Consider the following 19,531-nt stretch of genomic DNA (forward strand, 5'->3'; position numbering starts at 1 on the left):
CTTTTGTCGGTAAATTTTGCATCATTGATTTCAATCGAATTTATCAACAGGATCCCACTATGTCCGAGCTCGATGCGCGTCAGGTAGCCCAACGTATTGATACCGTACTTGATATTCTGGTTGGCGGCGACACCCATTCCGCAATCAATAATCTGGAAATATTAAAAGCGGAATTGCTGGCATACGCAGCAGACGAACGCGACAGCAGAACAGGTCAGCCAAAATCCCCGTGGGAAATCTGACACCATTCGCCCTGCGAGCGGTGGTTTAATCACGAGACCGCCCTCGCCTTGAAAAATTGATGCATTGATTATGAATTCCCGACAGCAAACCATTTTACAGTTGGTTATCGATAAGGGCCGGATGAGCGTCGCCGATTTGGCGAAAATGACCGGCGTTTCGGAAGTGACCATCCGTCAGGATCTGAATCTGCTGGAGAAGCAGAGCTACCTGAGACGAACCCATGGATTCGCCGTTCCGCTGGACAGTGAAGACGTGGAAACGCGCATGATGAACAACTTCGCCCTCAAACGTGAGCTCGCGGAGTTTGCCGCCTCGTTGGTGCGCCCAGGGGAAACGGTATTCATCGAAAACGGCAGCAGCAACGCGCTGCTCGCGCGCGAACTGGCAAAGCAGCCGGATATCACCATTATCACTGTCAGCAGCTATATCGCGCACCTGCTGAAAGAGACGCCGGGAGAAGTGATCCTACTGGGTGGCATCTATCAGAAAAAAAGCGAAAGCATGGTGGGCCCACTGACGCGTCAGTACATTCAGCAGGTCCATTTCAGCAAAGCGTTTATTGGGATTGACGGCTGGCAGCCTGAAACCGGTTTTACCGGTCGGGATATGATGCGCGCCGATATCGTCAACGCCGTACTGGAAAAAGGCAGTGAAGCGATTGTGCTGACCGATAGTTCAAAATTTGGGGCTATCCATCCGTATGCGCTCGGTCCGATGAACCATTTCAACCGGGTGATTACCGACGATAATTTATCCACGGAAAAACAACTGCAGCTTGAGCAGACCGGGTTGACCGTCAACATCGTCCAACGGCCTTAACCCCCACCCGATGCCTGCTGGCGTCGGGTTCCCTTCTATTCCCGCACCGTCATGAATCCCGTCTCGCTATGAGACTTATCCTACCCCTGAATTAAGACTTTTTACCTGTCGATAACATCACAAAATCGTAAAATTGATGTTAGCGATATAACAGGAAGTAACTATCACCTGCGTGACTTTTAGCACCCAATTTACAACCTGCGCAACAAGCTTCACGGAATACGCACTGAATACTTCTGGCTATTGCTATAATAAAAGGGCTTTTTCCGTGGATAGAATATTCAGGAGAAAAAAATGACTTCAATGAAAAAAATGACTGCTGCTGTTTTAGCGGTGACGCTGGTAATGTCTCTGAGTGCATGTTCTAACTGGTCCAAACGTGACCGTAATACCGCGCTGGGTGCCGGTGCTGGCGCAATCGGTGGTGCTGTGTTAACCGACGGTAGCGCGCTGGGTACGCTGGGTGGCGCAGCGGTAGGTGGGATTATCGGCCACCAGGTCGGGAAATAATCCGTAATACGAATATCAGGGCTCCGATGAGAATCGGGGCCCTTTTTATTTGACGGTGAGGGTTGGAAGCATTTCCGGGGTCGCATGCGCTCGCCCGGGCTGCACCGTCTCGTGCCCTCTCACCAAAGGGGAGAGGGCACGGTGTTAGGTCGTCTTTGAGATAGCGTTTCAGCCGCCTGCCAGCTTGACCTTCATCCCTTTGGCTTCCAGCAGCGTTTTAAGCAAATCGCGCTTGTCGCCCTGAATTTCAATCACGCCATCTTTCAGCGCGCCGCCACAGCCGCATTTCTTTTTGAGCTCGGCGGCAAGTTTGGTCAGCTCATCGTCGTTCAGATCGATACCGGTTATCAGGCACACGCCCTTCCCTTTACGCCCGCTGGTCTGACGCTGGATCCTGACGATGCCGTCGCTTTTCGGACGAACTACCGCCGCTTTTGGCTCATCGATACGTCCGGTTTCCGTCGAATAGACCAGACGGCTATTATTGTCGCTCATTACGCCCCCAGATTCAGAGATGCATTAATATCACGCAGGGTTTTCGCCGGGTCCGCTGATTGGGTGACCGGACGACCAATCACCATATAGTCCACCCCGGCCTCCAGCGCCTGCTCTGGCGTCATAATACGACGCTGGTCGCCTGCCTCGCTGCCGGTTGGGCGAATGCCCGGCGTGACCAATTTGAATGCCTGCCCCAGCTCCTGCTTAAAGCGTACGGCTTCCTGTGCGGAGCAGACGACACCGTCCAGGCCACAGTTTTTGGTCAGCGTTGCTAGCTTCAAAGCGTACTCTGCCGGCGTCAGTGCGATACCCAGGTCCAACAGGTCGCTGGATTCCATGCTGGTCAGCACGGTGACCGCAATCAGCAGCGGCGCATCGGCACCAAACGCCGTCAGCGCTTCGCGTGCCGCAGTCATCATTCTGGCGCCACCGGAGGCGTGCACGTTTACCATCCAGACGCCAAGGTCCGCTGCCGCTGCAACGGCATGCGCCGTGGTATTCGGGATGTCGTGGAATTTCAGATCCAGGAAAATCTCAAAGCCACGCTGCTGCAGGTCACGAACAAACTGCGGCCCAAATAGCGTAAACATCTCTTTGCCCACTTTTAAGCGGCAGTCACGCGGATCAATGCGGTCAACAAAGGCGAGCGCTTTATCGCGATTATCGTAGTCAAGGGCAACGACAACAGGAGAGGAGATGGCAACACGAGAAGAAGATGAAGCAACGGACATGACTGGACCTTCTTATTGATGGGCACGCGGGGTGCGGAAAAGGTAAACGGGCAGCATTCTACCTGCGTGACCGTGCAGGCACAATGCCGAGGGATGAACGAAGGGGAAATTAAAGTATGTTGTAACTAAGTGGGCGATTTTTTAGAAATTACTGACCGTCCAGCCCGCGAATAGGTTTAATGGTCGACCATGAGCGGCATGACGGGCAGTGCCAGTAAAGGGTATAGGCGGTAAAGCCACACTTCTGGCAGCGATAGCGCGGCTTACTGCGCACCTGTTCGCCAACCATATCGCGCAGCACCATCAGGCTCTCTTTGGCGCGCCCTTCTTCCGCCTCGTTGAGGTGGTAGTCCATCAGTTTGTGGAACACGCGCATCGTTGGGTGACGCTGTAGCTGGCGGGTGACGTAGGTTTGGGCCGCTTCGCCACCTTTACTGTGCTCCATAACCTGAGCGAGCATCAGCTCCGCCGTGGCGCCGGTGTTTTCCTCGACACAGCGCTGAAGGAAATGTTCCCACTCTTTATCTTTGCCAAGCTGTTGATAGCAAGTTTGCAGCATCTCAAGAGTTTCACTGACCAGCTCTTTATCTTGCTCGATCACCCTCAAGAGGCTATCCATGGCTTTGGCATAATCACCTTTAGCCATCCATGCCCGCCCCATCATGATGGAGACGCGCGCGCTGGACGGGTCGGCTGCCGCACCGCGTTTGAGCAACGACATGGCTTTATCAAGTTCATCGTTGCCCATCTGCTGCAGCGCCAGCTCGCACCAGAAATGCGCAATCTCACCACGATGCTTGTCTTTTCCGAGCTTCACCAGCCGTTCAGCGATATCAATCGCTTTTTGCCAGTCGCTGGTCGCCTGGTAGATTTGCAGAAGCTGCTGCAAGGCGCTGATACGGAAGTCGGTTTCGTCCACCAGCTGGTTGAACATATCTTCAGCACGATCATACAGCCCAGCGGCCATATAGTCGCGTCCGAGCTGCTGCACGGCCAGTAGACGCTGGTCGTAAGTCAGAGAGGCGCTTTCCATCAGCGTCTGGTGAATGCGAATAGCGCGATCAACCTCGCCGCGCGAGCGGAACAGGTTGCCCAGCGTCAGGTGAGCTTCCACGGTGCCGGTATCCTCTTTGAGCATATCGAGGAACAGGTCAACCGCTTTATCCTGCTGGTTGCTTAAAAGAAAGTTCACCCCTGTCACGTAGTCACGTGACAGGCGGTTCGCTTCGTCCTGTTTGGACTGTTGTGCACTTCTGCGCCCCATATACCAGCCATAGGCTGCTGCTACAGGTAAAAGCAGAAACAACAACTCCAGCATAGGTAATTATTCCTTCGCCGCCGGGACGGCCGGCGCAACCGGAGCCACCGTATCTGGCGTCATTTGATGTTCGAGTCTTTTAATTTTACGTTCAGCGCGCATCAGCGAAACGCGCACGCGCAGCCAGAACAGACCGCAAACCAGCCAGCCGATGGCAAAACCTACGGCGAACAGCACCGCCAGCAGCGTTGAGATTCGGAACTCACCCTGCGCCAGCAAATAGTTAAACGTGACCAGTTGATCGTTTTGCGCACCCAGCGTCACCGAAATGACGAAAATCGCTAACACCAATAAGAAAATGAGTAGGTATTTCACATGACTTCCCGTTATGTGGCTTCGGCAGTGTCGACACCGCACCCAGCCTTATAAAATAACATCTTCACCGCGACGACGAAATGGAAAAGCGCACAGCAAGTCTTAGATCTGTGGTTAACACCGATGAAAATCAACCCTTTCCCGTTATTCTCTTCGCCGCGCCCGCGTTTACGCTGCTTTTTTCAGCGGCCCACACAGATATTCCACTAGCCAACAGGCAAGCGTCGCCAGCAGCCAGGACATTACCGTCGCCACCATGAGATCCAACGGCCAGTGCATCCCAAGTAGCAGACGGCTGCCCATGACGCTTATCGCCCAGGCCATCGCGACGACTACGATAACCATGCGACGTCGTGACCACAGCAGGCCAGCAATCAGCAGCGCCCAGGTCGCCGCAAACATGGTGTGGCCAGAGGGAAACGCGAATCCGGTCTCTTTTTGCCAGTGATGACGTAAAAACCCGGGAATATCATTTTGTTGCGCCAGCTGTTCTTTCACCAACGCCGACCGCTCTTTACGCTTTAAAGTGTAGAACTGCTCAACGGGAATTTGCTGTGTTTTTTCAAGCCAGATGACGAAAGGACGCGGTTCCTGAACCCGTTCTTTCACCAGCGATTTCAGCCCCTGCCCCAGCATCACGGTCGCACTCAGTACGGCAAACAGGATAATCGCATTGCGCCGCCCCGGCCGCAACACCCCGATAACCACTGCGCACAGCAGCAGGTGCGTGATAATCCCCCAGGGTTGGGTCACGGTTTCAGTAATGGCATAGAGCGCATGAAGCCCCCAACCGCTGGGTTCAGGCAGCCATTGCCAGCCTGAAAACCAAACGGCCAGGGGCATCAGCAGCAGTATGACCGCGGCGAGCGTCGTTCGTCCTGCCATGGCCTGTATCTCTTTTCCTTTTTTCATCAATGTCATCGCCCCGGTTAAGAATAAAGTGTCAAAATTGTGCGCTTTACGAACGGTCATCCGCGCATGATTAGGTGAAGTAAAGCACGTTGTGGCAAAATAAGGAAAACAGAAGGCGCTGATGGCGCTGACATAATCTGGAGAATCACATGCAGCTAAAACGTGTGGCAGAAGCCAAACTGCCAACCCCATGGGGCGATTTCCTGATGGTGGGCTTTGAAGAACTGGCAACCGGGCACGACCATGTCGCGCTGGTTTTTGGTGATATTACTGGGCAAACGCCGGTGCTGTCGCGGGTTCACTCCGAATGTCTGACTGGGGATGCCCTTTTCAGTCTGCGCTGCGACTGTGGTTTTCAGCTTGAGGCCGCGCTGTCTCACATTGCAGAAGAAGGTCGTGGGATCCTGCTGTACCATCGCCAGGAAGGCCGTAACATCGGTCTGTTAAATAAGATTCGCGCCTACGCGCTGCAGGATCAAGGCTATGACACCGTTGAGGCCAACCACCAGCTTGGTTTTGCCGCTGACGAACGTGACTTTACCCTCTGCGCCGATATGTTCAAACTGCTGGGCGTGGACGCCGTGCGTCTGCTGACCAACAACCCGAAAAAGGTTGAGATCCTCACCGAAGCGGGCATCAACATCGTTGAACGCGTACCGCTGATCGTGGGCCGTAACCCGAAAAATGCCCACTATCTCGATACCAAAGCGGCCAAGATGGGGCACTTGCTCAGTAAATAACGCCGTTGTCGCCGTTTAATCACTAAACGGCGACCTCTTCCCGCTTGCTTAGAGTGAAATATTCAACTCGCTCTCGGCATCAAAAATATGGCATTTCGCCATCTCAAAACGGAACCACACCTGGCTATTCAGCCCGGCCTCCAGAATCGACCTCACCTGATCGGAAGGCATACGCGCCGTCAGTTCAAAATCGCCCACCTGCATGTAGAGAAAGAACTCATGGCCCATATTCTCAACGCGGATAAGCGTGCCCCGACCGCCGCCTTGCGCAAACGGCTGCGTTGCGACATGAACATACTCAGGTCGAATGCCGAAACAGACCGCTTTATCGACGTAGTGCGCCACCTTCTCCTGCTGCTGTGCGTTAAGCGGTAATGTATCGTGGCCAACGGTGATGTGCAGACCATCGTCTTTACGCACGAGGCTCGCCGGTTTGATGTTCATCTCCGGCGCGCCGATAAACCCAGCCACGAACATATTTTGCGGATAGTGGTAAAGGTTGTCTGGCGTATCAACCTGCATGATGTGGCCGAGCTTCATCACGCAGATACGGTCGCCCATGGTCATCGCTTCAGTCTGGTCGTGGGTGACGTAAACGGTGGTCGCCGGTTTACCGGAGCGTTTGAGCGATTTATGCAGATCGGAAATCCGAATACGCATTGAGGCGCGCAGCTTGGCATCGAGGTTAGACAGCGGTTCATCGAACAGGAACACGTCTGGCTTTTTCACAATCGCGCGGCCTACGGCCACGCGCTGCGCCTGACCGCCGGAGAGCTGACGCGGCAAGCGATCGAGCAGGTCTTCCAGCTCGAGAATTTTCGCCGCTTCGTTCACCTGGGCTTCAATCTGGTCTTTCGGCAGCTTGCTCAGCTTCAGGCCGAACGCCAGATTCTCACGCACGGTCATATGCGGATACAGCGCATAGTTCTGGAACACCATCGCAATCCCGCGCTCCTTTGGCGCCAGGTTGTTCACTATCTTCTCGCCAATACGAATTTCACCGCCGCTGATGGTTTCAAGTCCTGCCAGCATCCGCAGCGTGGTGGATTTGGCGCAGCCGGACGGACCAACAATCACCATAAACTCCCCTTCCGCAATGTTAAGATCGATACCATGTACCGCTTTGAAGCCGTTGGAGTAGACCTTTTCCAGTTTATTAAAAATCACTTCAGCCATGATAGTTCCCTCTTAACCTTTAATTCCGCTGCTGGAGACACCCTGGACGAAGTAGCGCTGCGCCAGGAAGAACACAATGATAGATGGCAGGATGGAGATACTCGCCATTGCCAGAATTTCGTTCCACGGCGCACCTTCGGTCACGTCGATGGACATTTTAAGCGCCAGGGCAATCGGATATTTATCCACGCTGTAGACGTAAATCAGCGGGCCGATAAAGTCGTTCATCGACCACATAAACTGGAACAGCGCAACGGAGATAATCGCCGGTTTCAGAATCGGTACGACCACGTACCACAGCACCTGCCAGGAGTTGCAGCCGTCAATCTGCGCCGCTTCTTCCATATCACGCGGTACACCGCGCAGGAACTGAATCAGCATAAAGACGAAGAAGCCCTGAGTGGCAAACGCCGTCGGCAGATACAGCGGTAGGTAGCTGTTGAGCATGCCCATTTCACGGAACATCAGGTACTGAGGAATCAGCAGTACGGTACTTGGCAACAGCATGGTGGCGATGAGCGTGGCAAACCAGAACTTCTTCCACGGGATCTCGAAGCGGGCAAAGCCGTAGGCCACGATAGTGGAGGAGATGATAGTCAGAATCACCTTCGGAATAACATATTTGAAGGTGTTAATCATATAGTGACCGAAGTCGTATTCCGTCCCGGTTTTCCAGCCGTTGATAAACCCATCCCAGGTGGCATGCACCGGCCAGAGATTCAGGGTGGTGAAAATTTCGTGGTTCGGTTTAAACGATGCCGAGAACATCCACGCCAGCGGGTAAAGCATCATCAACCCGACCACCAGCAGAATGGTATATCGCAGCGAGCGACTGATTTTTTCGCGACGTAGCGTACGGGCTACTTCGCGTGCAGCCTCCTGCTCGGTCGCAGACATGATGTGCAGATTAGCCATTTTTGCCTCCCTTATCGGCGGAGTAGAAGACCCAGTATTTCGACGATTTGAAGGCAACGGCCGCAAAGGCAGCCACCACCAGGAACAGGACCCACGCCAACGCGGCGCCGTAGCCCATATCAAAATATTTAAAGGCGGTATCGTAGATGTAGAGTGAGAACAGGTAGGTGTAGTAGGTCGGGCCTCCGCCGGTAATCACATACGGACCGGTAAATTCCTGGAAGGTGCCGCTGGTCTGCATAATGAAGTTAAAGAAGATAACCGGCGTTATCAGCGGCACCGTCACCTTGAGGAACATCTGCCACTTCGAGGCACCGTCAATCATCGCCGCTTCATACTGCGACTGCGGAACGTTTTGCAGCGCGGCCAGGAAGATGACCATCGCCGAACCAAACTGCCAGACGCGCAGCAGGGTTACGGAAATCAGCGCCAGAGAGGGTTCGCCCAGCCAGTTGATCGGGTCAACGCCAATCACCCCGAGCATGCTGTTGAACAGGCCATCGATGGCGAATAATGCGCGCCACAACACCGCAATCGCCACCGAACTGCCGAGAATAGACGGGATGTAGTAGGCGGTACGGAAGAAGCCAATCCCCCGCAGTTTGAAATTCAACACGAAGGCAATGCCTAGCGCGAACGCCAGCTTGACGGGAATAGTCAGAAATACGTAGACGAAGGTGACCGCCATCGATTTCCAGAAGAGCGGATCTTCCGTCAGCATGTAGCGATAGTTTTCAATGCCGTTAAATTCCGGCGGGCTCATTAAATCATACTGGGTAAAACTCAATAGAAATGACGAAATAAAGGGAAATGCGGTAAAGACCACTAGCCCTATTATGTACGGCGAGATCCATGCCAGCCCTAATAACTTATTCTCGTTCATAGATTCCTCTAATATAATAAAGATATCTTGTAAGACGTTCCGTGATATCGGAGGTACAGTGATCTTTATCATATTTAATATTAGCTAATAAAAATTAGCTGTGAACTTTAGCAAAAAAATGAAAAAACATTTCATTTTATAAAGATTAAACCCTATAGTCGGAAAATAATCTCTCTTTTGAAGGCTGCCGCTATGGCTTTGCGTCGTCACGCTACCTATTTTCCTGAAAATGCATCGCTGATGATTAAGCACATCGCGGATCAGGATATCTGTCCCCTGCATGCCCATGACTTTTACGAAATGGTCTGTGTCTCTTCGGGGAGCGGTATGCACGTTATCGACGGCATTTCATGGCCTATCAGCTGCGGTTCCGTGTTTATCATCGCGCCGAATGAAGAACATTATTTTGAGAAAGTGGAAAAGCTATCGCTGCTCAATATTCTCATTCATCCCGACTTCCTGACGGATACCCTACTCATGTTGCTGGCTAACTTCGTGCCAAATAAACAATTTATGGCCACGCATCAAACCATCGTACATAGTGCATTTTATACCAACCTATTAAATGAAGAGCTCAACAAAGAATTAGCCTGGCGTTCCGTCATGCTGGAAACATTATTCACCCAACTCGTCGTGTTTTTACAGCGAGGTCATGTTAGTCAGACCACTAATGATTGTGCCAAAGAAGATTCTATTATCTATCTGCTAAATTATTTGCATCACAATTATGCAAATGATCAATTAAGCATTGATTACCTGGCACAAAAATTTAATATCCAAAAGCGCATGCTGGAACGTAAAGTACAGTCGATTACTGCGCTCACACCGAATGATTACATTACTCACGTCCGCTTATGCCATGCCATGAACCTGCTGGTCACGTCGGAGCAGTCCATCACCGATATCGCCTACCTGTGCGGTTTTAACGACAGCAACTACTTCTCTCATCGTTTCAAACTCTTTTTCGGCATGCCGCCGCGCACGGTGCGCAAGTACGGGCTGTTTCCGCTGATAAACCACCGTACGGCTCTCCAGTCCTGAGACGGAGAGCCGCTGTGGCTCAGATAAACAGATTTTGATACTCAATCAGCGCCAGCATCGCCATCGCCTGTCCATACGGCATGGAAGTACGTTCGATATTGCGATAGTAGTCGAGATCCTTGCCCATTCCGGTGCCGAAAGAAACGTTCTCCAGCTCACCCTGCGGGGTAATCTGCCGCATGACGCCTTCCGCCGCCGCGACCCCGGTCGCCAGGAAATGTTTATCAATATAGCGCTTACGCACCGCCTTCAGAATGCCGTAGGCAAAGCCTGCCGAGGCGGACGATTCCAGGTAGGAAGTTGGGTCATCCAGCAGCGTGTGCCAGAGTCCGCTCTCTTTATCCTGCCGCTCCGCCAGCGCAGCAACCTGACGCGAGAGTTGCCCTAGCAGGAATTCCCGAATCGGGTCGCCCTGTGGCAAATCGAGCATCTCAATAAAATCAGGGATTGCCACCGTTACCCAGCTATTACCTCGCCCCCACAGCGCTTTGGCGTAGTGGTGTCGGCCCGCGAAATTCCATCCGTGATACCACAACCCCGTCGGGGCATCACACAGATACTGAGAATGAAGCAGAAACTGCCGTTTGGCCTCTTCAACCCATTCCGGGCGATTCAGCACCAGGCCCGCTTTTGCCAGCGGCATCACGCTCATCATCAGCGTGTCGTCCCACAGCTGTTGATGGTGCGCATAATTAAAGGTCATATGTTGTAAACCACCGAGCTCGGTGCGTGGCATTTCGTACATCACCCAGTTGGCCCAGCATTCAATATAGCGCTTCCATGGCGTGTAGCCATTCTCTTCGTACACCGAGGCCAGCGTCAGCATCGGGGCCATGGTGTTAACATTTTTGGTCGGCGTGCCTTCACGGAAACGATCCGCGAACCACTGCTCAATAATCGCCAGCCAGCGCGGGTCTCGGGTTTGCTGCCAGTACTGCCAGAGCCCATAGAGACCTACGCCGTGGGTCCACTCCCAGCCGCCCCAGCCTTTGGTGTCGACCACGCGTCCATCGGCCAGCGTCATCAGAAACGCGCCGTTTTCATCGCGAATGTTCACCAGCGCATCAATCAGTTTTTCCGTCATCAGCACCGTTTCATCGGCGCTAAACTGCAGTTGTTTCCTCTCCATGAACTCCCCTTACTTCGTCGGTGCATGTTTACGCAGCGCGCGCTTCGCCGTGCGTTCAAACTCTTTTGCCGCGTCTTGTGCGCTAATTTTGCCGTAATCGATCCGCTGGGTGAGATCCAGCCAGTACTGTTCGATCTCTGGGTTTTTAAAGTACGGTGAGACGTAGACGTTGTCCGACGGCATGCTTTCGACCAGCTTTAGTCCGGTTATCACTGGGTCATTCGGCTGCGCCATATTGGTTTTCAGCACGAAGTCTGCCGCCGCTTTGCTGACCGGGAAGCCGCGCTCCAGCCCCATTAACTGTACGCCTTCCGGCTGGTTAACCATAAAATCAAGCAGCATCGCCGCCTCTTTCGGGTGCTGCGTGTTGCGGCTGATGGCAAAGATCATCGATGGTTTGATAAACAGCCCCGCATCCTTGGCGCCCGGCAGCAGCGGATATGGCCCCACTTCGAGTTTCGCCGGTGGTGCCAGGGTGTCTTCATATTTGGCGACCGCCGAGCTCATCAGGTTTGAGCCGCCAAATTCGCCGTTGATCCACGGTTTCATCTCAAACGGCTGCGCTTTGCCAAAGGATTGAATGTACTTCTGGCTTGGCAGGACGTGCTCGGCAACCAGTTTCTGGTAGACCTGTACAAACTCCAGCCATTGCGCTTCGCTGTAGGTGAACTCCCCTTTCTCATTGAGCATCGGCTGGTTGTATTTCTGTACCATCCACGAGTTAATCAGCTCCATTGAAGTGGTGACGATCGCCGGATAGTAGTTATCCCCGAGCTTCTCTTTAAACACGTGACCAGCGGCAAAGAGTTCATCCCAGGTTTTCGGGTAGGCCAGCCCGGCTTTCTTCCAGGTTTCGGTGTTGTAGTAGAGAATAGGCGCCACCAGCGACACCGGCAGCCCCTGCACTTTGCCATTGACGGTTACGGTGCTGAGCTTGCCCGCATAGTTGTCCAGCCCTACCTCTTTGCTGAGCTGGTTAAGATCGTAAAAGCCATTACCCGACCGTGAAAACACCTGAATCCAGCTCCAGTCGAGCTGCATCACGTCAGGTTCATTCTTCCCGGCTATCTGCGTGGAAAGGCGTGATACGAAGCCATCCCAGCCGGTATACTCCGCTTTCACCTTGATATTCGGGTGCGCCTGTTCGAAGGCGCGGATGGTTTTCAGCGTGTTCTGGTGGCGAGAGTTAGCGCCCCACCAGGCCACGCGCAGCGTCACCGTATCACTGTCATCAGCAAAGGTCGGTGTCGCGCACAGAATGCCGCTACAGGCGAGCATTAATGAGAAGGCGATCTTTTTCATTTAGAGCTTCCTTTTAGTAAAGGGGCTATCTCCGCCAGATAGACGGCAGGCAAACCATCGCGGTCAGAGGTATAGAGCACATGGCTTAGGTCCGGGCTAAAAGAGGGATGCGGATGGCTTGCTTGACACTGCCCATCGATAACGCGCCAGGAGGTGTCGTGGCGGGTAATTTTGCGCGTGTGCTTTTGGTCTGGCGCAAACAGGTAAAGCCACGGGTCGGTTAACGCCGTATAGCCACCCTCATCGGTTAAATCAACCGGTGTACCACAGCCGTCACCGACCAGGAGCGACCCGTCGTGGTTACTCATCAGATGCGAACAGGCGGGCATTTCCATCACCTTCTCACTCTGCACGCTACCGGCCAGCGTCTGACAAATGTGCCGCTGATGCGTCTCTTTATGCAGCGAGACGAAAACGATGCGCGAACCGTCAGGCACCCAAAATTCGTGGGTAAAGGTTTCCGCCTCCGGCTGGCTGACCGGCGTGGAGAGGCCGGTCTGGCGGTCGTACAGCCAGATGCGGTTACGGATCAGATCGTGTGGCCCTTCATGGCAGTACATGATGGTGTTGGTGTCGTTCGGACGAAAACCGGGATGCCCCAGCCAGCGCGACTCTTCAAACAGAATCTCGGTTCGTCCAGTAGCGAGGTCGACAACTTCGCAACGCGTTGTCGGGTTCATATGATACTGACGCTGGAAATCATTCCAGTCATTCAGCGGTATCCAGGTTTCCGCCGATAACGACATACCAATCATCTTGCTGCCGGTACTATCTGGTGCCCAGGCGCTGGTACTGACCCACTGTGAAGGCAGCTCATAGAGAATCTCTTCGCGCAAACTATCCAGTTCTACACGGACGATATGGCGGTTCTGCCGCATAAAGATCAGTGCGCTGTCGTCCTGCGTGATGAAGCCGTCAAAGCTATTGTCGCCAGGGCCTTCCGTCAGTTGACGCAGCGTATGCTGCTGCAAATCCAGCAGCCAGTAGTTCCAGTTGCCTTCATCCACACCGCCAATCAGCAGCTGCCTGCCTTGCTGCGAAAAGCACTTCTGATAGAAGTAGTTGCGATGAAAGATACGATCCCGCGGCGTTAGCCGTACCACGCGAACCTGCGTGACGGGGTCAATTTCAGATGTAAACGTCAGTGGAGTGACATCACCCTTTGCCATAGTGTCCTCAATGTCAGGAGTTGTCTGGTCGATTCAAAGGCATCCCAGGATGCGGATTCTCCCATCAGGCCAGGCTGACAGGAGTCGCTCACAGCATGCCGAGGCGCTCCGACAATAACCTTTGAAATAAAGACAAAGCCTGTTACCGGGTGACGCAATAACAAAGGTTGCAGCGTTATCATGAATAATTTCAGCCATGCTCACATTCTTAACATGACAAATATCTTTCTTAGCTTTCCCGACAAAAAAACTAAACAGTTGGTGGTTTTATAAAGGTTTTAACTCAGCGACGGATGCTTAACTACTGGCGTTCATTTAGCGAAAGCTTGCCAGCAGCGGCAATTAATACCTCAGCAGACTTACGTGGAGTGAACTGAGTGCATTTTTAATGCCTTATTCAAATAATAACGAGGAAAGAATTATTATGTTATCCGGTAAATACCTTATAGCAGGTTGCGTTTTATTAACCAGTAACGTTGTACTGGCTGAAGAATATAGCTCTCCAATCCGCTCGCTGAGCCTCGACTACCGTCATGAGTACCGAGTGCGTGACCGTACTCACTATGACAAACTAAACATGTCTGCGGCCTTGCCGGATAATTATAATTTTTCAATTGAAACTAAATACAAGACAGGTGGCAATGATCCGCAGGATAAATGGTATAATGATCCGGTCATCAACGCCGTCGAACTTACATTATCGAAATCGTTTACCTTCGGTAATTTTAAAATAGCGCCACTCATCCAACCCGAATTCAACAGTGAAAGAACGGAATGGAAATTCGGATTTGTACCCTGGTATACGATTAATGAAAATTGGGCTATAGGAGGGATGTATCGTTTTGAACTGACTGATTATGCTAACGACCCAGACTGCGGATATAACGGTGATAAATCCTGTAGCACCAATAAACATCGCACCGTTAACCGTGGCGATCTCTATTTACGCTATACCCTGGACCGTTTCTCTACTACCTACAAATTCATCTACAAGCACGGTGATGAAGTGCTTTGGGGAAACCAGAACTACGATTACGAGCAGGAATGGCAGTTTGACTATTCACTTGGGGATAAAAAAGAGTGGAAACCGTATGTCACCTTTGGCGACATTGGCCGCTCGTCAAAATCCACCGAGCGCCAGTTCCGTCTGCGTATGGGGGTAGTTTACACCTTTAAATAAGCATTATTCCTCTCACGCCGGATTGGCGTGAGAGGCGCGTTTCTGTTCAACATGCCACGCTAGCGTTTTCTTTTGCTGCAATTGCCAACGTCCGTTTTGGGGCCCGCCGTCGGCCCCTTTTTTCAGCTCAGCATATTACGAATGACATAGTGCAGAATGCCGTCATTCTGGTAATAGGCCAGCTCTGTCGCCGTATCAATACGGCAGCGACACGCCAGCGTCTGCTGCTGCCCGTCAGGCCGAGTGATCAGCACCGGGATGATGGCGCCAGGCTTCAGCTGTTGCAGCCCGGCGATATCAATCTGCTCTTCACCGGTCAGCTTCAGCGTTTTACGGTCCTCCCCCTGCGGAAATTCCAGCGGCAGAATGCCCATACCAATCAGGTTTGAACGGTGAATACGTTCGAATGATTCAGCAATCACCACGCGAACGCCAAGCAGACGCGGTCCTTTTGCCGCCCAGTCGCGGCTCGAGCCCGAACCGTACTCTTTACCCGCAATGACCGCCAGCGGTGTCCCCTGCTGTTGATAAGCCATGGCCGCATCGTATATTGACATCACCTCGTCACCGGGCAGCAGACGCGTCATGCCACCTTCAACGCCCGGCACCATCTCATTACGGATACGAATATTGGCGAAGGTGCCGCGCATCATCACCAGGTGGTTACCACGACGGGAACCGTAGGAGTTAAAATCGCGGCTGGCGACGCCGTTTTCCTGCAGATAACGACCTGCGGGGCTGTCGGCCTTAATACTGCCCGCGGGAGAGATATGGTCGGTGGTGACAGAATCGCCCAGCATCGCGAGCACACGCGCCCCGTGAATATCCTGCACCGGGTCGGGCGTCACACCCATTTCGTCAAAGAACGGCGAGAGTCGGATATAGGTGGAATCATCCTGCCACTCGTAGGTGTCTGTAGCAGGTACATCGATCGCCTTCCATTCCGGCGTACCGGCAAAGACTTCCGCATACTCTTTGTGGAACATCCCCGTAGACACCTGCTGAACCGCTTGTGCTATCTCAGTGCTGCTCGGCCAGATATCTTTCAGATAGACCGGGTTTCCCTTGCTGTCGTGCCCCAGCGGATCGTGGGTCAGATCCACCCGCATATTTCCGGCCAGCGCGTAGGCGACGACCAGCGGCGGTGAGGCCAACCAGTTGGTTTTCACCAGCGGATGAATACGGCCTTCAAAATTGCGGTTGCCGGACAGCACCGCGCCCACCGTCAGATCACCCTGTTTGATGGCGCTCTCAATCGGATCCGGCAGCGGGCCTGAGTTACCGATACAGGTCGTACAACCATAACCGACCAGGTTAAAACCAAGCTGGTCGAGATACTGCGTCAGACCTGCGTGTGCCAGATAATCGGACACCACCTTCGAGCCAGGGGCCAGCGACGCCTTAACCCACGGTTTAGGCTGTAATCCCAACGCGACGGCTTTTTTCGCCAGCAGACCCGCGGCCATCAACACGCTGGGGTTCGACGTGTTGGTACAAGAAGTGATAGCCGCAATAACCACCGCCCCTTCCGGAAGGGAATGCGGTTTACCGTTTAGGGTAAAGTCGACCGCGGTTTTACCGGCAGTGCCCGCGTTAACCGCCAGTTCAGTTGTAGCGTTAAACGCCTGAGGTACCTGAGCCAGCGCGACGCGGTCCTGCGGACGTTTCGGACCAGCAAGGCTTGCTTCAACGTCACCCATATCCAGCGCCAGCGTCTGGCTGAACACCGGCTCATCGCCTTTAGAGCGCCACATGCCCTGTGCTTTGGCATAGGCCTCAACCAGCGCGACCTGCTCGTCGCTGCGCCCGCTGAGGCGCATGTAAGAAAGCGTAATGTCGTCTATCGGGAAGAAGCCACAGGTTGCACCGTATTCCGGCGCCATGTTGGCAATGGTTGCCCGGTCTGCCAGCGGCAGGGAATCCAGGCCATCGCCGTAGAATTCAACAAATTTGCCGACGACGCCAAGCTTACGTAGCATCTGCGTGACCGTCAGCACCAGGTCAGTTGCGGTGATCCCTTCACGGAGCTTACCGCTCAGCTTGAAGCCAACCACGTCCGGTATCAACATCGAGACCGGCTGGCCTAGCATCGCCGCTTCCGCTTCGATACCGCCAACGCCCCACCCTAAAACCCCCAGGCCGTTAATCATGGTGGTGTGGGAGTCGGTCCCCACCAACGTGTCTGGGTAGGCAACGAGTTCATCGCCCTGCTGTTCACTCCACACCGCTTTACCCAGGTACTCGAGGTTAACCTGGTGGCAAATCCCCGTTCCCGGCGGCACTACGCGGAACTGGCTAAAAGCCTGTTGGCCCCAGCGTAAGAAGGTATAGCGCTCATGGTTGCGCGACATTTCCAGACGCACGTTTTCATCAAACGCATCATCATCACCAAAACGATCCACCGTGACCGAGTGGTCAATCACCAGATCGACCGGGGAAAGCGGATTCACTTTGTGGGTATCGCCGCCGAGGCGTTTCACCGCTTCACGCATGGCGGCCAGGTCTACAACCGCCGGTACGCCGGTAAAGTCCTGCATCAGCACGCGCGCCGGGCGATAGGCTATCTCACGGTCAGCGTGGGCCTGTTTAAGCCATCCGGCAAGCGCCTGAATATCGTCAGCGGTAACGGAGTCGCCGTCCTGCCAGCGGAGCAGGTTTTCCAGAAGAACTTTGAGTGATTTAGGCAGGCGGGTGATGTCACCCAGGGTCTTAGCAGCCAGCGGTAGGCTGTAGTAACGGTAGGTTTTATTATCGACCTGTAGTGTTTCCTTGCAGGTCTCTCGTAGTGTTGACGACATAGCTCCTCCTTCAATGGCGGGAATTGCAGTACTCTGACACTCCTCATGGTCTATATAAAAGATAACACATTCAGGGGATAACGCCGGGAAAGGGCTCAGATTGATAAATGCGATCAATAGGTTATTAAGAATAACTACCAACTGGAATTAATAGCAGGGAAAGGATTTATTTCGTATGAGGGAGGTAAAACGAAAGGAGTAAATAACCACGTGGTTACTGTTTCTTATTCTCATCTTGATTGAAGAGATCGATAAATTCTTTCTGGTCGTGGGTCAATTTCCATTCATCAGGGACGTTGACCTTATTATTTTTGTCATCTTGCGGTTTTTTTTCTACCGGAACGAGAGGCTTCACCGGCTTGACGCGTTCAGACGTAAGCATAGCTAGCCCCAGAATTTCCAAACCAGCAGCGCCAGCGCTACCCAGAACAGCGCAGACCCGAGGAATACGCTCAGCCATGCTTTACGTTTCACGCGAGTTTCGTTCTTTTCTGACACCATTACTGCCCTCTCACAATCGATATTACTTATCATTATCGCACCAATCAATTGTTACAACTAATCATCGTTGAGATAAATCCTAAGTAAATTCTAAGCAAAAATCCAGAGGTTTTACGAATATTACAATGAGATTAATTTAATCTTTTGAGCCCAAAGCGATATTTGAGAGGAGAAATTTGCCTAACGTTAAATTTATTTCTACTTTTGCTGCGTAATTCGTAATAGAAACAATTCTTAATCAGGATAGAGAGCTAACGGAGAGGGGAAAAGCCTTTTGTTCCGGGAGGATATAAGCTATCCGCCTCTTCATCGTAGAGGCGGATAATTAAATCGGGACTATTTTTCCGGCAGCTTAATATCTTTAAACATCGCTTCAATGTCTTCATTCGAGCGCAGCGCTACGGCGGTGTCTACGACATCGCGCGTAAGATGTGGTGCAAATCGCTGAATAAAATCATACATATAGCTGCGCAGGAAGGTACTGCGACGGAAGCCAATTTTGGTGGTGCTGTGGCTGAAAATACCGTCGGCGTCCAGTTTAACCAGATCCGGGTCAGAAATAGGATCGACGGCCATGCTGGCGATCACCCCTACCCCTAAGCCCAGTCTTACGTAAGTTTTAATGACATCGGCGTCGGTCGCGGTGAAGACAATACGCGGCGTCAGGCCCGCGCGGTTAAATGCGGTATCCAACTCAGAACGGCCGGTAAAGCCAAAGGTGTAGGTCACCAGCGGGTACTGTGCCAATTCTTCAATGGTGACGGACGTTTTCGATGCCAGCGGGTGCTCCGGCGTCACGACAATCGAACGGTTCCAGTGGTAGCAAGGCAGCATCACCAGATCGTCATAGAGGTGCAGCGCTTCGGTCGCGATAGCAAAGTCCGCGTTACCTTTAGAGACCGCTTCTGCAATTTGCGTCGGCGAGCCTTGATGCATATGCAGTGACACACGCGGGTAGCGTTCGATAAACCCCTTGATGACACCGGGCAGCGCGTAACGCGCCTGCGTATGCGTCGTCGCAACGTACAATGAGCCTTTATCCGGCCAGGTATGCTCGCCGGCAACAGACTTAATCGCATCGACTTTTGAGAGCACTTCACGAGCAATACGGATGATTTCCTGGCCGGCTGGCGTCACCTGCGTCAGATGTTTGCCGCTACGGGCAAAAATCTGAATCCCCAGCTCATCCTCCAGCATTCTGACCTGCTTACTGATACCAGGCTGCGAAGTATACAAACCTTCGGCGGTCGAGGAGACGTTAAGGTTGTGGTTCACCACCTCAACGATATAGCGGAGTTGCTGTAATTTCATGCGGTTGTATCCAGTCTGCGCTCAGGAATCGGTCATAAAG

21 protein-coding genes are annotated in these 19,531 nt (G+C 52.9%); 6 read left to right on the plus strand and 15 right to left on the minus strand.

The window, feature by feature from the left end:
- Nucleotides 1-59 precede the first annotated feature (59 nt).
- The 3 genes from MY052_RS13415 to osmB all read left to right on the plus strand — a co-directional run bounded on the left by MY052_RS13415 (nt 60) and on the right by osmB (nt 1,572).
- On the plus strand, nt 60-242 hold the full coding sequence (locus tag MY052_RS13415) for a YciZ family protein (RefSeq protein ID WP_035896315.1): 183 nt from the start codon (nt 60-62) through the stop codon (nt 240-242).
- A 70-nt stretch (nt 243-312) separates the two neighbouring features.
- Nucleotides 313-1,062: a DNA-binding transcriptional regulator YciT gene (gene yciT, locus MY052_RS13420; protein WP_035896314.1), complete on the plus strand. Its 750-nt coding sequence runs from the start codon at nt 313-315 to the stop codon at nt 1,060-1,062.
- A gap of 294 nt (nt 1,063-1,356) precedes the next feature.
- The gene (gene osmB, locus MY052_RS13425; RefSeq protein ID WP_035896313.1) at nt 1,357-1,572 is read left to right on the plus strand and encodes an osmotically-inducible lipoprotein OsmB; all 216 of its coding nucleotides are present in this window, start codon (nt 1,357-1,359) and stop codon (nt 1,570-1,572) included.
- Nucleotides 1,573-1,740: 168 nt separating this feature from the next.
- Here osmB and yciH read toward each other — a convergent pair whose 3' ends face one another.
- The 5 genes from yciH to pgpB all read right to left on the minus strand — a co-directional run bounded on the left by yciH (nt 1,741) and on the right by pgpB (nt 5,328).
- The gene (gene yciH / locus MY052_RS13430) at nt 1,741-2,067 is read right to left on the minus strand and encodes a stress response translation initiation inhibitor YciH (RefSeq protein WP_035896312.1); all 327 of its coding nucleotides are present in this window, start codon (nt 2,065-2,067) and stop codon (nt 1,741-1,743) included.
- A complete protein-coding gene (gene pyrF, locus MY052_RS13435) occupies nt 2,067-2,801 on the minus strand; it encodes an orotidine-5'-phosphate decarboxylase (protein ID WP_035896311.1) in 735 nt (244 codons plus the stop codon). The genes yciH and pyrF overlap by 1 nt, the downstream gene beginning before the upstream one ends.
- A gap of 148 nt (nt 2,802-2,949) precedes the next feature.
- The gene (gene lapB / locus MY052_RS13440) at nt 2,950-4,119 is read right to left on the minus strand and encodes a lipopolysaccharide assembly protein LapB (RefSeq protein ID WP_035896310.1); all 1,170 of its coding nucleotides are present in this window, start codon (nt 4,117-4,119) and stop codon (nt 2,950-2,952) included.
- 6 nt (nt 4,120-4,125) lie between these two features.
- Nucleotides 4,126-4,434, minus strand: a complete 309-nt coding sequence (locus MY052_RS13445) for a LapA family protein (protein WP_035896309.1) — start codon at nt 4,432-4,434, stop codon at nt 4,126-4,128.
- A gap of 168 nt (nt 4,435-4,602) precedes the next feature.
- On the minus strand, nt 4,603-5,328 hold the full coding sequence (pgpB, locus tag MY052_RS13450; RefSeq protein ID WP_248538943.1) for a phosphatidylglycerophosphatase B: 726 nt from the start codon (nt 5,326-5,328) through the stop codon (nt 4,603-4,605).
- Nucleotides 5,329-5,495: 167 nt separating this feature from the next.
- Between pgpB and ribA the strand changes: the two genes are divergently transcribed.
- Nucleotides 5,496-6,086 (plus strand): GTP cyclohydrolase II, encoded by a 591-nt coding sequence (gene ribA / locus MY052_RS13455; RefSeq protein ID WP_035896308.1) that lies wholly within the window; start codon nt 5,496-5,498, stop codon nt 6,084-6,086.
- A 48-nt stretch (nt 6,087-6,134) separates the two neighbouring features.
- Here ribA and MY052_RS13460 read toward each other — a convergent pair whose 3' ends face one another.
- Genes MY052_RS13460 through MY052_RS13470 form a run of 3 tightly spaced genes read right to left on the minus strand, consistent with a single transcriptional unit; the run spans nt 6,135 to nt 9,060 of the window.
- On the minus strand, nt 6,135-7,262 hold the full coding sequence (locus MY052_RS13460) for an ABC transporter ATP-binding protein (RefSeq protein WP_202215861.1): 1,128 nt from the start codon (nt 7,260-7,262) through the stop codon (nt 6,135-6,137).
- A 12-nt stretch (nt 7,263-7,274) separates the two neighbouring features.
- The gene (locus tag MY052_RS13465; RefSeq protein WP_248537169.1) at nt 7,275-8,177 is read right to left on the minus strand and encodes a carbohydrate ABC transporter permease; all 903 of its coding nucleotides are present in this window, start codon (nt 8,175-8,177) and stop codon (nt 7,275-7,277) included.
- Entirely contained in the window at nt 8,170-9,060 is an 891-nt protein-coding gene (locus MY052_RS13470) for a carbohydrate ABC transporter permease (protein WP_248537170.1), read from the minus strand. Before MY052_RS13470 ends, MY052_RS13465 begins: the two co-directional genes overlap by 8 nt.
- A 192-nt stretch (nt 9,061-9,252) precedes the next feature.
- On the opposite strand from MY052_RS13470, the gene MY052_RS13475 reads away from it, so the two are divergent.
- Nucleotides 9,253-10,101 carry a helix-turn-helix domain-containing protein gene (locus tag MY052_RS13475; RefSeq protein ID WP_248537171.1) on the plus strand — a complete coding sequence of 283 codons (849 nt, stop codon included), beginning with the start codon at nt 9,253-9,255 and terminating at the stop codon, nt 10,099-10,101.
- A gap of 19 nt (nt 10,102-10,120) precedes the next feature.
- On the opposite strand, the gene bglB is transcribed toward MY052_RS13475, so the two are convergent.
- Genes bglB through MY052_RS13490 form a run of 3 tightly spaced genes read right to left on the minus strand, consistent with a single transcriptional unit; the run spans nt 10,121 to nt 13,701 of the window.
- Nucleotides 10,121-11,230 carry a beta-galactosidase BglB gene (gene bglB, locus MY052_RS13480; protein WP_248537172.1) on the minus strand — a complete coding sequence of 370 codons (1,110 nt, stop codon included), beginning with the start codon at nt 11,228-11,230 and terminating at the stop codon, nt 10,121-10,123.
- 9 nt (nt 11,231-11,239) lie between these two features.
- Nucleotides 11,240-12,532, minus strand: coding sequence for an ABC transporter substrate-binding protein (locus tag MY052_RS13485; protein WP_248537173.1), 1,293 nt, complete (start codon nt 12,530-12,532; stop codon nt 11,240-11,242).
- The gene (locus tag MY052_RS13490; RefSeq protein WP_248537174.1) at nt 12,529-13,701 is read right to left on the minus strand and encodes an oligogalacturonate lyase family protein; all 1,173 of its coding nucleotides are present in this window, start codon (nt 13,699-13,701) and stop codon (nt 12,529-12,531) included. Before MY052_RS13490 ends, MY052_RS13485 begins: the two co-directional genes overlap by 4 nt.
- A 424-nt stretch (nt 13,702-14,125) precedes the next feature.
- Here MY052_RS13490 and MY052_RS13495 point away from each other — a divergent pair, with 424 nt between their 5' ends.
- Nucleotides 14,126-14,881: an oligogalacturonate-specific porin KdgM family protein gene (locus MY052_RS13495; protein WP_248537175.1), complete on the plus strand. Its 756-nt coding sequence runs from the start codon at nt 14,126-14,128 to the stop codon at nt 14,879-14,881.
- Between the two features lie 122 nt (nt 14,882-15,003).
- On the opposite strand, the gene acnA is transcribed toward MY052_RS13495, so the two are convergent.
- The 4 genes from acnA to cysB form a co-directional block, all read right to left on the minus strand.
- Nucleotides 15,004-17,679: an aconitate hydratase AcnA gene (gene acnA / locus MY052_RS13500; RefSeq protein ID WP_248537176.1), complete on the minus strand. Its 2,676-nt coding sequence runs from the start codon at nt 17,677-17,679 to the stop codon at nt 15,004-15,006.
- A gap of 214 nt (nt 17,680-17,893) precedes the next feature.
- Complete coding sequence (locus MY052_RS13505; protein WP_156105145.1) at nt 17,894-18,061, minus strand: hypothetical protein; 168 nt, start codon at nt 18,059-18,061, stop codon at nt 17,894-17,896.
- 2 nt (nt 18,062-18,063) lie between these two features.
- On the minus strand, nt 18,064-18,180 hold the full coding sequence (locus MY052_RS13510) for a YmiA family putative membrane protein (RefSeq protein WP_072011363.1): 117 nt from the start codon (nt 18,178-18,180) through the stop codon (nt 18,064-18,066).
- Nucleotides 18,181-18,516: 336 nt separating this feature from the next.
- A complete protein-coding gene (gene cysB, locus MY052_RS13515) occupies nt 18,517-19,491 on the minus strand; it encodes an HTH-type transcriptional regulator CysB (RefSeq protein ID WP_035892921.1) in 975 nt (324 codons plus the stop codon).
- Nucleotides 19,492-19,531 lie beyond the last annotated feature (40 nt).

It is taken from the genome of Kluyvera ascorbata, assembly GCF_023195735.1.
Lineage (GTDB): Bacteria > Pseudomonadota > Gammaproteobacteria > Enterobacterales > Enterobacteriaceae > Kluyvera > Kluyvera ascorbata.